This is a genomic window from Paenibacillus sp. SRL342, from assembly GCF_984798905.1.
In genome coordinates, this window is record NZ_OZ481790.1 from 6,592,974 (window position 1) to 6,608,265 (window position 15,292).

Below are 15,292 nucleotides of genomic sequence, written 5' to 3' on the forward strand. Positions count from 1 at the left end.
CTGCATGGAACTGCTTCAGGATTCATTTGGCCGGATACATGACTACATCCGTATTTCTGTTACGGACCGCTGTAATTTACGCTGTGTGTACTGCATGCCTGCAGAGGGCATGGAGTTTGCTCCACATGATGAGATTATGAGCTACGAAGAGATTGCGCAGGTGCTGAAGGTGCTCGCTCCCATGGGCATGCGCAAAGTCCGACTCACCGGGGGCGAACCGTTGGTACGCAAGGATCTGCACAAGCTCGTCAGCATGATCTCGGCAATTGACGGGATTGACGATATTGCCCTGACTACCAACGCTCTTCTGCTGGACAAACAAGCTCAGGCGTTGAAAGATGCCGGGTTGAACCGGATTAACATCAGTCTGGATTCCCTGCGCGCTGATCGCTTCTCCATGATTACCCGCGGCGGAGATGTGAACAAGGTGCTGAAAGGCATTGAAGCTGCAACTGCCGCTGGCCTTGCTCCGATCAAGCTGAATGTTGTGCTGATGAAGGGTATCAACGATGATGAGATCAAGGATTTTATTGCAATGACGATTGATCAACCTCTTCATGTGCGTTTTATTGAATATATGCCGATTGGACAGGCTTCAGATTCATGGCGCAAATCTTATTTGCCGCTGGAAGCCGTGACAGATGTATGTGCTGAAGCAGGCTGGACGGTAGAAAATACAACAGGCCCTGCGGGCAATGGCCCATCACGAAATATGAAAATTGCGGGCTCCGAAGGCACATTTGGATTGATTCATCCCGTAAGCGATCACTTCTGTGACAATTGCAACCGACTTCGGCTGACCGCAGACGGACATATCAAAGCCTGCCTCTACTGGTCAGATGAGTATAATGTTCGCCGCTTCGTGGATGATCCGAATGCCATGGCGGCGCTTTTCCTCAAAGCGCTGGGTACGAAACCAAAGAATCATGAGATGGCTCTGGCTTTGGAACAAAAAATGCAATCTCATACACCGACGGTACGCCGCATGTCCCAGATTGGCGGATAGCAACAGTACGCATATAACACGACCGCGCATTCCTGCGTATGGATATATATCTGTACCGTCAGGAAGACCTCTTCACACAACGGAAGAGGTAACGCTGGCGCGGTGACCCCTTACGTAAATCAGCTTTCATAACGTGAAGTGAAGCGTGTCATAAAACATAGGTGGATAACCAAAGCAGACAAGAGCATGATGTTCTTGTCTGCTTTTTCGTTATTTTTTCGTAAATTTCTGAAAAACTCCAATTCCCCTGTTTCATTTGTTGGAAATTTAATTAATATACGTTATGCCCTTATCAGGCCTTCAAGATTAACCTCATTCTGACGATGTATACAATACATCTAGATGATACATATACATTATAGGAGCTGAACCTTATTGAACATCGTTGAAGCACTCGTTGCAGCAAGTCCATATTTTAAAATTATGCTGAAAGAACATGATATCATGATTGCGGTAACCGACACGGAGAAGTTCTGGTATTATGTTCCCAGCAACGAACTCGATCTGGGCATCAAGGCAGGAGACCCCGTTTCCCTCGATGACCCTACACTCCGCCGGGCACTTATACATGGAGAAACTTCAGCGAACCGTATTGATGCAAAATTCTATGGCACATCCATCAACTCGGCGGCCACCCCACTTCGGGATGAGCAAGGAAATATCGTAGGCACACTTGCCATTGGTTTCTCTCTTCAGAATGAAGAAAAACTGGAGTACTTCACTGAATTGATCGGCGGTATCAGCGGAAAATTAACAGATATGGTGCAGACGGTAGCCGCCCAATCCGAGCAATTGACGGCATCTTCCACGCAGATTTTGGATAATACCCGCATGGCTGTGCAGAACTCAGGTGAAGTGAACAAAGTCGCCGCATTCATCCGTGAAATCTCAGAACAGACCAATCTGCTCGGCCTGAATGCAGCCATCGAAGCAGCCCGAGCAGGTGAAGCAGGCGCCGGATTCAGCGTTGTTGCATCTGAAGTGCGCAAACTTTCTACAGGTACCAAAGAAGCTACGGTGAATATCGAACGTTCCTTGAAGGATGTTCAGCATTCCATTCAGCAGATGGAGCAGGAGATCACATCCATCTCACAGTCTAGCAACCAACAAGCGGTGCTGGTAACCGAGTTCAGCGAGGTCATTGATCAGTTGAACAGTGTAAGCCGTGATCTGAAAGTGTTTATTGAATCCATGCTGCTGAAGGCGGAATAGATCCGATTACGATGACCCTAATTCAAATGACCCGCCATATATGGGAGACACAACATCGAAGTATTATCGAGCACTACATATTCCTACTCAATAACTAGATCAGTTAGCTATGCTGATAATCAAATTCAGCACCTACATTGAACCCTCCGTGCGATTAACGTCACGGGGAGTTTTTTTATTTTAACAGGATGAGTCACATCACGGTCCTTCTATGAATAGATGAGCTTCCACAGCATCATAACCGCCAGCCCAACCATGACCACAGCGGACAACCGATTAAACACCAGACTGATGCGTCCAGTTCGATCCGTTCTGCCAATCACCCTGCCTGCGCCTGCAAGTCCCAAGAACCATATCCACGATACAGCCGCGGCTGTCAGGGCAAAATAGATGCGCTCCACCCCTTCATACTCAAGTGAACTGGTGCCAATCACGGCAACGGTGTCCAGCAGCGCATGGGGATTGAGTAAAGATACGGATGCGGCGAACGCAATCTGTCGCCCTGCTGACATTACCGTTTGCGAACCTTCCACAGATTCGGATGACCTCCAGATACTCCAAGCCATATACAGCAAAAACAAACTTCCTGCGCCATACAACACATTCGCCAGAACTGGCCATTGCAGCAAAATGAGCGACACCCCTCCAACGGCTGCCCCGATCAACAACGTATCACTGACCCCTGCCGTTATTACAGCAGGCAGTGCATGTATATAACGCCTCTGGCTCATGCCCTGGTTAAAAATAAATACATTCTGCACACCCAGTGGTAAGATCAGGCCAAACGCCAGAACCACTGCGTGAATAACAACCTCCATCGTGCTTCCCCCTTATCTCTGTCCTTCATATTAGGGGAGATGATAACTGACGTAACCAACCACTTGGATGGCATCAGACCCAACCAAATGATATAGTGTTCGTTACAAAGTGTCATTTCAGAAGCTAACTATATAAAAAATAAAAATTTACACGTAAACGGAGAGGGCAGAAATAACCTGAAGAAGCGAAGCGTTCGCCTTTATCCCCAGATTTTCACCTTTATAAAATCAAATTTAAAAATCTGGGGATAACAGCGATCGGAAGGTTGTTCTGCCATCGAAGTACCAAGTGTAAATTCAAACGGAGGTGATTCTGCCTGTAATGGAACGTTCTGATTCCCGGCTAAACATGGGGTGGAAGCCGAACCCTTCTCTCGACTTGCCCTTGTATCGCCAGATTGAAGCCTATGTCCGGCAGAAAATCACAACGGGCGAATGGTCAGCAGGATACCGTCTCCCCTCACAGCGAATATGGGCTGAGTCCATGGGGGTAAACCGCAGTACATTGGTCACTGCCCTTGATAATCTGGCCGCCGCTGGTCTGATTGAGGGCAGACATGGCGGGGGAACTTATATTTCAGGCTCCGGTTGGCATGGTATGGCTCACGGAGCCATGCCTAACTGGAACGAAGCCATCGAGGAGGGCTGGTATTATCCCAACCTGCCCGAGATCCAGCAGATTAATCAGGCTGAATTCCGGCCTGGCATCATACGCCTAGGTACAGGGGAGCTTGCCCCGGAGCTGATGCCTCAGGATGCTTTTAACGACATTCTGTATTCCCTATCCCATCGTTCGCGTATACTCAACTACCTGGAACCTCAAGGAAGCCTGGAGCTTCGTGAGGCTTTGTCAGTCCATTTGCAGGCTACTGGCATTCCAGCCTCTCCAGATTCCATACTGATTGTATCGGGCTCTCTTCAGGCGCTACACTTGATTTCGGTCGGACTTCTCCCTCGCGGATCAGCAGTTCTGCTGGAAAAACCGTCGTATCTCTATTCCATTCACGCCTTTCAGTCGGCAGGGTTGAAAATGAGTGGTATCCCGATGGATGACGAAGGCCTACACATTGCACGTCTGGAGGAAGCTGCGCAGCATGTAAAAGATCAAGACCACATCTCGCTTCTCTACACGATCCCGAGCTTTCACAATCCCACCGGCTCTGTCATGAGTGATCACCGCCGGGAAGAACTGATGACCACGGCTCGAACACTAGGCATCTCCATACTGGAGGATGCCGCCTACAGTGATCTGTGGCTGGATACTCCTCCTCCCTCATCGCTGAAGGCGCGTGACCAGGAAGGACGGGTGCTGCATATGGGTACCCTGTCAAAAGCAGTCAGCCCCGGACTACGTCTCGGATGGCTAGTTGGGCCAGAGCCGGTCATTCGCCGTTTCGCCGATATCAAGATGCAGACCGATTATGGTACCAGTTCACTCGCCCAAGAAGCTGCTGCCCTGTGGTTCGCAGAAGGACATCACGCTGGACATATGGAACGCCTTCGCCCTGAACTACGCAGACGCAGAGATACCATGCTGGAGCTGCTTCAAAGTCACTTTCATGGTATTGCGGAGTGGGAAATACCCGCTGGTGGATTTTATATCTGGCTGCAATTCACGGTCTCCCCTCTCTCCATCCGCCAATTGTTCCATACCTGTCTGGAGCAAAATGTACTTATCCACCCGGGTTATCTGTATGACCGGCTGGATGCGAGTCACATTCGGCTGTCTTACGCTTATGCCTCACCTGATGAGATGGAGCGTGGACTACAATGCCTCGCAGAGGCTGTCCAGAGGCTCATGGATTCTGAATCCTGACTTCGACGAATACTGTTTCCTGACTTCGCAATCAAAAAACAGCCTTGACCTGGAAGGACCATGTCCTTCAGATCAAGGCTATTCGCGTAAATTTTGTAAGTTTAGCCGAATACCAGTACGGGTAAATACCAGCTGCGCTCCGGGATTCCTTTGAATGTTCTACCCTTTGACCGCACCCTCCGCAATACCCTCCATAATGAACTTCTGGAAAAACGCATAGATTAGAATAACCGGAATTGCAGTCAGTACCAGGGAGGACAGAATCAACGGCCATTCCTTGTTATATTCACCAAACAGCATGTTCGTGGACAGAATCAGCGTATAACGATTCACATCGGTTAGCATGAGCAGTGGCAACAAAAAGTCATTCCAGATCCACAGGAAGTCCAGAATCGCGATGGTGACTGTGATCGGAAGCAAGAGCGGGAAGATAATCTGGAAGAACGTCTGGAACTCATTACATCCATCCATCTGAGCCGACTCCTCCAATTCACGCGGAATAGACTTCACAAACCCGTGGTAGAGGAAGATTGCCATGTTCACACCAAGCCCGATATAGATCAAAGCCAATCCGTACGTGCTTCCTTGCACCCCCATGCCTTTGGCTACCCGTGTCAGCGGAATCATGATTGAGTGGAACGGTACTAACATGGACGCAACAAACAGGAAGAAGATCAGGTTGCTCAAACGTCCGGAGGTACGTGACAGCTTGTATCCCGCAAGTGAGGCACAGAAGACAATTCCCCCGATCCCCAGAAAGGATACAATCGCCGAGTTCATCGAACTGCCCAGCAGATTGATTTTGTTAAACGCGTCCGAATAATTCTCCCAGTGAAGCGTTGTTGGCAGCGCGAGAAAGGATTGGAACATCTCACCCTGTGTTTTGAAAGAGTTCACCACCGCCATGTAGATCGGCAGCATGGCAACGAGAGAGCCCAGAATCAGCAGCAGTCGAATCAGATAACTGTTCAGTCGTTGCATCCTCATGCTTCCACCTCTTTCTTCTTCATGACGGTGATCTGGATGAGGGTAAAGATGAGTACGATGATGAACAGCACAACCGATTTGGCACTCGCATAGCCGTATCTGAAGTTGTTGGAGAACGCTTCTTCATAGATGTTCATCGTGATCACCTGCGTGGCTCTGCCCGGTCCACCACCCGTCAGTCCATACACCACTTCAAACACTTTGAATGCTCCGTTCAGCGTAAGGAAGAAACAGATGGTCACGGCATGAGTAATCATTGGCAACACCACATTGCGCAGCACCTGGAATGCGTTGGCCCCATCAATAACAGCCGCTTCCTTGAGGCTTTTTGGCACACCCTGAAGAGCAGCCAGATAGATGATCATCATATACCCTACACCGTTCCAGAGCGATACGATCAGAATGGAGTAAAATGAAAACTTCGGATCACCCAGCCATTGCTGGTCGAGGAACGAAAAGGCCAGTTTCTGTGCGAGCTGTGGCAGCACCTGAGAGAAGATAAATGTCCACATGAAAGCACTGATGATTGTACTGATCATGTTAGGCATGAAGAACAGCGTCCGGAAGAGCCCCTTGCTGCGCGTTCGTGACTCAATCAACACGGCGAGCAACAAGGCAATTCCATTTTGCAGAATCAGCATAAATATTACATATTTCATCGTGAACCACAGGGAGTTCAGAAAGTCAGGATCTTCTTTGAACAATTCCACGAAGTTGCCCAGACCGATAAAGCTGTAATCCCGATTGAGTCCGTTCCAATCCGTCAGACTATAGAACATGCCACTAAACGTGGGATACAGCAGGAAAATCGCATAGATGACAAAGGCAGGCGCAGTGAACGCGAGCAGTGACAGATACTTCTTGAACACATTCGTAGCCATTGGTTCTCCCCCTTTTCACTCGAAGCGGATGATTGTAAACGAGGGAACGAAGAACGTTCTGCCTGCCATATCATCTGCTTGGAGACTGTAACGAAATAAAGTACCGCTCATTTGTTGATTACACTCCCAAACCCATTGAGATTTTGTCAACAAAACAAAAGCAGGTACTCCATTCCTCACAGCTCCTTACTTGTTGACTTTGTTGTAGGATTTCCACGCCTTGTCGAGCGCATCGATAACCTGCTGTTGATTTAATTGCCCAGAGTAGTAGCCTTGCAACGCTTTGCCTGACTCGTCTTTCACCGCTTGAGGGAGGGATGGGTCCTCATATGCTTTACCTTCACTCACATATTTCTGAGCATCGTCTACCCACGGGAAGCTCTTGAAGTCATGGATCTTGGCAATCGGATTGAACTTGAGTGCTTCGAAGAATGCACTTGAATCCTTGTCATCGAGAATGTAGTTCACGAAATCGAGTGCCACTTCTTTGTTTTTGCTAGATGACGATACTGCCAGTGAAGTGGAGGTACTCAGATTGATTTTGGTATCATCCGGATTGTCATTAATCGGCATTGGTGCTACACCAAAGTTCAAGTCCGGGTTGGACTTCAGAATGGTTTCGGCAAACCATGGTCCCTGAATCCACATCGCGGCGCTTCCTGATGCGAAGGCTGCTGAACCATCATCTCCGCCCACTTCCAGCGCTTTGTCCGTTCCATTGGCATTGACGAGATCGAAGATATCAAACAATGCTTTCATATCGGAGAAGGAGCCCTGATCCTGATTCATCTTCTCCACGAAGTCTTTGTGCTCAGACTGAGTTAATGCACCCACGGTAAGTGGCAGGAATAATTGCGGAATCCAGGCTTCTTTGTAGGATAGTTCAAACGGTGTAATGTTGGCTGCTTTGAGTTTCTCCACGACCGCTTTCATTTCCGTTAAAGTCGTTGGCACTTCCAGCCCTTGCTCTTCGAAAATATCTTTATTGTACAGATAGCCCCATGATACTGTTTCCAATGGAACAGCTACGATTTTGCCCTCCGCATCCGTTATGGAAGGTTTAACCGAATCCAGCAGCTTATCGACAAAAGGTTGGCCCGACAGGTCTTCCAGATAACCCGCTTTGCTGAATGGTGGAATCTCATTGACTGCATGCAGGGCGAACACATCCGGTGCATCATTGGAGGCGAGACGAGTCTTCAGAATCTGAGGGGCATTGTCCGCTGGCGGCATCTCCAGTTGCACGTTCACCTCAATGTTTTTTTCTGCTTTCTCCTTGGCTTTGAACTGTTCTATATATTTATCGTAATGTTCTTTCAGCCGAGGTTGTGCAACGAATACTTTGAGTGATACCGTGCTGCCTGATGCCGATTCCTCCTGCCCATTGTCCGTTCCTGCATTGGAACCGCAACCTGCGAGCAGAACACTGACCAGTACCGCACTTGCTACACTTTTCCATACTTTCATCTCTTATGACCTCCCGGTGTGTAACTGGTTTGTCTTTCATAGGCTCATTATATATCAGAGGATGAAAGCGCTTCATTGGACAAAATTAGACTTGTGTATTGGATTATTTTAAACCTTAATCCTGCCGCAAATGCTCTCTCGAACGACTCATTCCGTGCTGCTGCTTGAATTGCCTGACATACGAGGTTGTCCCTTCCGCATCTCCCCAGGAGATACTCCGAAATGCTTTTTGAAAACCCGATAGAAGTAGGACACATCTTCATAACCCGCCATCTCGGCAACATGCTTGAACGGAATCTGTTCGTCCATCACCCACTCTTTCGCTCTCGTCATACGTAATTGGACAACATAGTCGGTCACGTTCACCTCATACTCCTTCTTGAATACCTTGCTGAGATATTCCTTGCTGACAAAAAAGATCTGGGCGAGCTGCTCCAGCGTAATCATCTCCATACAGTGCTGCTCCATGTATTGCTTCACCTCGTCCAGGTTCAGCTTGTTCTTGAACTTACGCTGCGCAATGAGCTGCTCCAAAGCCTGATAGTACGGAGTCGAAATCCATGTGATCGTGGATTCGATGGAAGCCAGCGCTGTTGAAGGAGGTAGCGCCGTTGCTTCGGGCCGTTCGTACAAGCCATTGGAGACGCATAGTTCATCCAACAAAGCCTGTAATTCATAGGCTACCCTTCCAAGCTGCCGAGGTCTGTTAATCTCGCATCGTTCCAGCTTCTGCTGCAATTGCTGGAACCACTCCCGCAGACCCTGAACATTCAGGTCATTAAACCGCAAACGAGCCTGCTGCTGAAACAGGGAGAACTCACCAGCAAACGCAGAGGGATACGATTCCCATGATTCAGGCGCAGATTCCACCTTTTCCAATTCTTTTGCACATTTGGCAAGTACACCATTCAGTTCATCCGGATTCACCGGTTTGAGCAGATAATCTGCAGCCCGATGGCGAATCGCATGTTTGGCATAATTGAAGTCATCATATCCGCTCACCACGATCACCTTGATCTGAGGGTATTGTCCGCTCAACGTCTGTAACAGCTCCACACCGTCTGTGCCGGGCATGCGCATGTCCGTAATGATAATGTGAGGCTGAAGCTGCTCGACCAGTTGTATGGCCTGCTCACCATCCTCTGCCTCACCTGCAACGGTCATGCCGAGTTCATTCCAATCTCCCAGGTTGCGCAGAATATCCCGGTTCCACGGTTCATCATCTACCAGCAGCACTCTGTACAGTTCCTTGTTCACAAGGCTTCGCCTCCTGTATTGCAGGGGATTCGTACCGTAACGCTTGTCCCCTGTCCATATTCACTTTCCATGCTCATCCCGTACTCAGGTCCAAAATGCATTATAATTCGCGAGGCCGCATTGACCAGTCCAATACTTGTACCTGAACTCCACACCCGATCTGCCTGCCGGGTAAGCCGCTCCAGTCTGGACTGCATCTCCATTAGTTTCTCAGCATCCATACCCATACCGTTATCACGAATTCGAATGGTTACATCTGTAGGTTCACAGACGACCTCAATGCCCAGCTTCCACTCGCCCTGTTTCTTCTCCAGACCATGCAAAAATGCATTCTCCACAATGGGTTGCAAAGACAACTTGGGGATATAACACGCCCGAATTTCTCCGGTAATCTCCAGTGTATATTCAAGCCTGCCGGCAAAACGTTGCTTCTGAATCAGCATATAATGCTCCAACTGATCGAGTTCAGCCTGTAGAGGGACAAGTCCATCCGGCGCTCGCACAATATAACGAAACATCTCGCTCAAGGCTCGAATGACCTTGTAACTGTCTGCCGGTTTTTGCGAGTAGACCATGCCGCCAATCATCTGCAACGTATTTTGCAGGAAATGCGGATGGATCTGAGATTGCAGTGCTTTGAGCTCGGCCGTCTGCTTCTCCAGATTCATCAGGTAGTTGTCGCGAATATGTTCCCGAATACGACTAGCCATGCCGTGCAGATTTTTCTCCAGCAGACCAATCTCATCTACCCGACCGCTTCGCACCACTTCCCTGTCCTTGATCAGTTGAATACCCTTCATGGAATTTGCCAATCTGACAATGGGCTTCGATGTACGCCAGGCTACGAGCGCAGCTAGTCCTACAGATATGACAGTGGCCAGGCCACCCACAACCAATCCGTATTTCATCGTTTCCAAGGCACTTTCGTTAATAACATGGGCAGGTACAATCTTGATCACACGCAGTCCTGACGGCTCAATGGAATGAAAGAATACGTACTCCTTGGCTGTACGGATAAACCCCGAACTTTCTTTTGTGCCAGCCAATTTCTCCAGTGCTTCCGCTGAAGGCTGAATCTCTTGGTTTGGCTGATAGACCGGACTGCCCGTACTGTCAGCAATGTATACCGCATAGTCTCCCCGGCTATCCAGCAGCTCCAGGGTCTGGTTGAACTCAGCCCACTTGACCTCCAGACTGATGGCGCCGATCTGTGCCTGATCCTCGAAGCGGTTCATGCTGCGGGTCATATGGAACTTTTGCGGATCGTCCGGATCATTGATAATTGTAAAATCTTTATGTTGTGCAAAAAGCTCATGATATCCTTCCGGTATTTCCGATACCGCTTTGATGCGAGAATCCATGGAGTTGAAGGTGAACAGGGTGTCCAATTCCTTCAGATAGAGTTCAACACCAAATACATAATTACCCGCCGAATAGTATACACTGTTGAGCATATTGAACATGGCCTTCTGTTCATCGAATCGGCTGGCTGCCGGCGCTTCCTCGTTCAATGCCAGATATTGATGCAATTCGTCACTGATCTGAATCGAATAAATAATATTGTTCATGCGGGCGAACTGTTCACCCAGATAGATGGAGGCCCAGTTCATATTGGCTCGGTTGGTCTCCATAATCTCCTCTTCCATGGAAGAGCGGGTATTCTCAGCTGCCATAGCGGTCATGGCAATGACGGGCACAACGGCCAGCAGCGTCATGGTAAGAATCAATTTATTGCGAATGCTGCGTTTGAAAGGATCTATCAGCTTCCGATAACATTCGGTAAACACAGCGCATCCACTCCTGAGCTAAAATAGATAAACGCCCCAGCATGGAAGCCGAGGGCGCTTTGGTCTTTATATTCGTTTGGAAATGTTAAAATCAACTTATATACCTATATTTATTATTTCCTATTATTGTTCGACAATCCGTATGCCCCATGGTTCCAACTCGATCTTCTCTCCTTCAGCAATAGGGGTTCCGGCCAGAAGTTCAGTCCCTTCTCCATAAGCATTCACGAAGGATGTGGCCTCATCCGCATAATTGAAATAATAGCGAATCGTGTTCCCTTGATCGTTCACACCTGTCTTCACAATGACAGGAAAAGCCAGCTCCTGATCAGCTCCCCATACACCCGCTTCCTTCATGACACGTTCCAACACCTTACGGATCACCGCAGAACTGGTATAACAGCCGACATAGGTTGCTTTGCCTTTTCCATAGGCATTCTGGGTAATTGCCGCATACTCACCCCAATGTGGATGATCATACCAAGCGAGTACTTCAGCCGTTGTCGGCGTAATCAGTTCCATCCAGGTGTGGACCTGGTTCTGCTCTTCACCAACTCCAAATGGATCATCGCGCAGCGAAACATGTTTTGGCTCTACAAATAGGTTGTAGCTGATCCCGCATGCCTCACTAATTAAGCCGGGCTGGCGGGTAGAGCGTACCTTGATATGCTCATTTGTGAATCCGCTTTTGAACGAGTAGACGATATGTCCGCCATCCTGTACGAATTGATTCAATTTTTCCAGCAATGCATCCGAAGCAGCATACAGAGCAGGTACAACGAGCACGTCATACTCCGCATAACTCTCAACCGATGGGTCGATGAGGTCACAGCTAATGTTCATCTTGTACAATTCATCGTACATCCAGCGCACCACGTCATTGTAGTTCTTGTCACTGGTGAAGTTAAAACCAAACCATTTGATGGATGTCAGAGCCTCATTGCTAAAAAGCACTGCCACCCGATTCTTTTTCTTCAGATTCACAAGCTGAGGACTCAGTCTTGCAAAATCCCTACCAATGGTCTTCGCTTCGTTGTACACCGGATTCGGTTCGAAATCATGACTGAGCAATCCTTTCCAATACGTCTCAAACGAATTGTGCAACGAATGCCAGTGCCAGTAAGCGACCATGTTCGCCCCTGATGCCAGATGACTGAATGCCTGCAAACGCAGTTGTCCCGGATACGGAACCCAATGCCAGAACGCCTGCGCTTCGGTCTCCAGTACCAGATAGTTCGATTGTTTGGTCGAACGCGCCACATCCCCGCCGAATGAAATTTCAATGCCTGTCAGATCATCCTGGGAAGGATGGTAGATGTCCACACTGGTGATGTCAAAAGGTTTCGATGCGGCAAAATGATCCACATCCCCTTGAATGCCGTAGGAATATCCACGCCAATCGAAGTCGAAGTTCTGGGTAACAAACTGTCCTGCCTGTTTGTATTCATTCACGATCCCCACTTGCCAAGCCAAAAAGTTGGTTACCAGCTGCCGCTGGAACTTGGCAAATTCAGCGCCCAGACTGCCGTTGATCGTTCCTACCACAGACGGGAAGTCCTCCCAGCTATTGATTCGATTGCTCCAGTAGTCGAGACCAAATTCCTTGTTAAGCTCTTCCAGAGAACTGAACTTGTTCCGCATATATTTGACGAATTGCAGTTGCACATTATCTCCGGCCGTATTGTAATGCTTTGTCTCGTTATCTGTCTGATAACCGATAACCGCTGGATGTGTGCTTACCCGAGAGATTAGCTTCCGGATGATCCGTTCGGCATAGAATAGATAGGTTGGGTGTGTAATATCCATGATCTGTCTTGCGCCGTATTTACCAGGTCCCTGAGAGGTGGTAGCCAGCACGTCCGGATGTTCCTTGACCATCCATGTTGGAACAGCATACGTTGGTGTCCCGACGATAACCTGAATTCCCGCTTCATGCATGGCATCCAGCACACGGTCTACGGAAGAAAAGTCAAATACGCCATTCTGCGGTTCATGGGTACTCCAGGTGGATTCTGCAATACGGACCACGTTGATGCCTGCATCCTTCATCATCTGAATGTCCTTGTCCAATCTTTCGTAAGGCATATATTCATCATAGTAAGCTACGCCATATAATAATTTGTCCATGATTTAATCTCCTTTTTAGGTGGAAAATATAATGTTCTTGACGTGTGCAAGAGTTGACATATTCCAATCCGTAATGGTAGCGTTTACATTATTATAGGTCGAAGAACTTGGATTGTTCAGCAACCACTTCAAACGCTGATGCGTTGCATGGATCATCCATCCTTGCGTTAAACTGATTATAATGAAGTATACTACGGGTGCCGATTGTATAAGGCAAGTTGTTTTTACCCTTTTCCGAGGTGAATATGATGGATATCCGATCACAGCTCCGAGAAATGCCTCACCATACGCTGGCCCACTGGCTGCCTATTATCGACTGTAACATCAAATTCTATGGTGCTCACAGCCAACAAGTACCCTGTGGATGGGCGATGCCGGAGGAATCACATCCGGGCTTTGAGATTATGTTGATCATCGAAGGTACGCAGGAGAGTGTGATTCATGGTTATACCTATACCGTGGAGGAAGGTTCCATTCTTCTCATTCCTCCCGGGTTCAAACATACAAATCAATGTGTATCCACGGAAGGCATGACTTATTTTAGCGCTCACTTTAATGTGGATGATCCGGTCTTCACCCTGAAGCTGATGTCACAGCACAGCCGAATCTACGCAGCAGGTACGGCAGATAATAGGAAGATGCGCGTTGTGCTGGAGAGTTGGATGGGGATGATTAACATATCTGAGGCCTACACGTCCACTGACAAAATGATCATGCAGGCACGCATGTTTGAACTGTTCGCCCTGTTGTCCCAAGCCGCTGACCATGAACCGGAGTCCACCACTTCCGTTGCTGCTTCACATGCACCAGCTCCAACAGCCATGCATTATGCGGGAGCTATAGCAGAGGCAATCAAGCAGGCATTCCATGCCCAGCTTCGAACCAAGGAAAGCAGTGTATCCACGGTCAAAGTAGAGCAGATTATATCCTCGTTTGGCATCAGCCCGGGATATGGTCTACAGGTCTTTCGCAAGGTGTACGGGCGTTCGCCCAGGGCTTACCTGTCCAGCTTGAAGTTGCAGGAGGCCAAAGTATTGATCGAACAGCCAGAGCTGTCGCTCGGGGAAATTGCGTGGAAGCTCGGTTACACCCATCTGTCCCATTTCAGCAGACAATTCAAACGCTGGACAGGCCAAAGCCCGCTTCAATATCGCAATCATCATGCAGAATCATCAGGTGATCCTGTATCTTACAGATCTGAATCGAGTCCAGAATCTTGATTACGGATACGTTCGTACTCTTCCGGCGTGTTCATATTACTCATTTGCATCGCTACTTGATGAACGCCCGCTCTCTCAAGCTCTTCTGCTTCGACATAACAGCAACCGATCTCTTCAAGCCATCGCATAACTCGAAGATGATCCTGTATCAGGCGCTGCTCCAGATCAGGGAGCACTCGTATGTGATAAGCCCCTGCAAGAGGGTGGACATGTCCATCCACGCGTGGAACGATAGCAGAATAAGAGTTATGCGATTCGACCAGTTTTTTTATTCCATCAAAGAAAGACGTTTGCAGGAGCGGCATATCGCAGGCGCATACCAGATTCCAGTCTGTATCGGAAGCTTCCAGCGCCGCGTGGAGACCGGCGAGTGGCCCCTTCCCCGGATAGTGATCCTGAACGCAGTCGTAGCCCATTGCACCGTAGGTTGTCACATTGGGTCCGGCAGCCACGATGATACGGGATACGGCGGGTCTCATCGCCTTCGTGACATGTTGCAGTACTAGGGAACCGTTCAGTTCCAGCATGGCCTTGTTGGTCCCCATGCGGCTGGATAAACCTCCTGCCAATATGATGCCTGTCCATTCCCTCGTGTTCATGTCGTTATCCTCCTCTGATCACGATATGTGTATGACTGCATCAATTTCAAAACGTTCGCTATGCATTGAATCCCCTTTCAACAAATGATACATTGAACAATATGCATTTGAAAGG

Annotated in this window: 12 protein-coding genes; 4 read left to right on the top strand and 8 right to left on the bottom strand. The window is 48.6% G+C overall.

What is annotated here, in order from left to right; genetic code table 11:
* Window positions 1-4 precede the first annotated feature (4 nt).
* Both moaA and AC4E8D_RS29290 read left to right on the top strand, forming a co-directional pair.
* Window positions 5-1,006 carry a GTP 3',8-cyclase MoaA gene (moaA, locus tag AC4E8D_RS29285; protein ID WP_100528370.1) on the top strand — a complete coding sequence of 334 codons (1,002 nt, stop codon included), beginning with the start codon at window positions 5-7 and terminating at the stop codon, window positions 1,004-1,006.
* 375 nt (window positions 1,007-1,381) lie between these two features.
* Entirely contained in the window at window positions 1,382-2,218 is an 837-nt protein-coding gene (locus tag AC4E8D_RS29290; RefSeq protein WP_036612668.1) for a methyl-accepting chemotaxis protein, read from the top strand.
* A gap of 209 nt (window positions 2,219-2,427) precedes the next feature.
* Here the strand turns inward: AC4E8D_RS29290 and AC4E8D_RS29295 are convergent, their stop codons facing one another.
* A complete protein-coding gene (locus AC4E8D_RS29295) occupies window positions 2,428-3,036 on the bottom strand; it encodes a LysE/ArgO family amino acid transporter (RefSeq protein WP_339305945.1) in 609 nt (202 codons plus the stop codon).
* Window positions 3,037-3,358: 322 nt separating this feature from the next.
* Between AC4E8D_RS29295 and AC4E8D_RS29300 the strand changes: the two genes are divergently transcribed.
* Window positions 3,359-4,852 carry an aminotransferase-like domain-containing protein gene (locus tag AC4E8D_RS29300; RefSeq protein WP_339305947.1) on the top strand — a complete coding sequence of 498 codons (1,494 nt, stop codon included), beginning with the start codon at window positions 3,359-3,361 and terminating at the stop codon, window positions 4,850-4,852.
* Between the two features lie 159 nt (window positions 4,853-5,011).
* Here the strand turns inward: AC4E8D_RS29300 and AC4E8D_RS29305 are convergent, their stop codons facing one another.
* The 6 genes from AC4E8D_RS29305 to AC4E8D_RS29330 form a co-directional block, all read right to left on the bottom strand.
* A complete protein-coding gene (locus AC4E8D_RS29305; protein ID WP_047840740.1) occupies window positions 5,012-5,839 on the bottom strand; it encodes a carbohydrate ABC transporter permease in 828 nt (275 codons plus the stop codon).
* Window positions 5,836-6,720, bottom strand: a complete 885-nt coding sequence (locus AC4E8D_RS29310) for a carbohydrate ABC transporter permease (RefSeq protein ID WP_145324507.1) — start codon at window positions 6,718-6,720, stop codon at window positions 5,836-5,838. Before AC4E8D_RS29310 ends, AC4E8D_RS29305 begins: the two co-directional genes overlap by 4 nt.
* Before the next feature lie 186 nt (window positions 6,721-6,906).
* Window positions 6,907-8,187 carry an ABC transporter substrate-binding protein gene (locus AC4E8D_RS29315; protein ID WP_221825477.1) on the bottom strand — a complete coding sequence of 427 codons (1,281 nt, stop codon included), beginning with the start codon at window positions 8,185-8,187 and terminating at the stop codon, window positions 6,907-6,909.
* A 147-nt stretch (window positions 8,188-8,334) separates the two neighbouring features.
* A complete protein-coding gene (locus AC4E8D_RS29320; RefSeq protein WP_339305951.1) occupies window positions 8,335-9,444 on the bottom strand; it encodes a response regulator transcription factor in 1,110 nt (369 codons plus the stop codon).
* Window positions 9,441-11,231 (bottom strand): sensor histidine kinase, encoded by a 1,791-nt coding sequence (locus AC4E8D_RS29325; protein WP_490205586.1) that lies wholly within the window; start codon window positions 11,229-11,231, stop codon window positions 9,441-9,443. Before AC4E8D_RS29325 ends, AC4E8D_RS29320 begins: the two co-directional genes overlap by 4 nt.
* A gap of 123 nt (window positions 11,232-11,354) precedes the next feature.
* A complete protein-coding gene (locus AC4E8D_RS29330; protein WP_490205587.1) occupies window positions 11,355-13,358 on the bottom strand; it encodes a beta-galactosidase in 2,004 nt (667 codons plus the stop codon).
* A gap of 245 nt (window positions 13,359-13,603) precedes the next feature.
* Here AC4E8D_RS29330 and AC4E8D_RS29335 point away from each other — a divergent pair, with 245 nt between their 5' ends.
* A complete protein-coding gene (locus AC4E8D_RS29335; protein ID WP_490205588.1) occupies window positions 13,604-14,578 on the top strand; it encodes an AraC family transcriptional regulator in 975 nt (324 codons plus the stop codon).
* Here AC4E8D_RS29335 and mobA read toward each other — a convergent pair.
* Window positions 14,548-15,177 carry a molybdenum cofactor guanylyltransferase gene (gene mobA, locus AC4E8D_RS29340; RefSeq protein WP_339305959.1) on the bottom strand — a complete coding sequence of 210 codons (630 nt, stop codon included), beginning with the start codon at window positions 15,175-15,177 and terminating at the stop codon, window positions 14,548-14,550. The two genes, AC4E8D_RS29335 and mobA, sit on opposite strands and share 31 nt — an antisense overlap.
* Window positions 15,178-15,292: the final 115 nt, after the last annotated feature.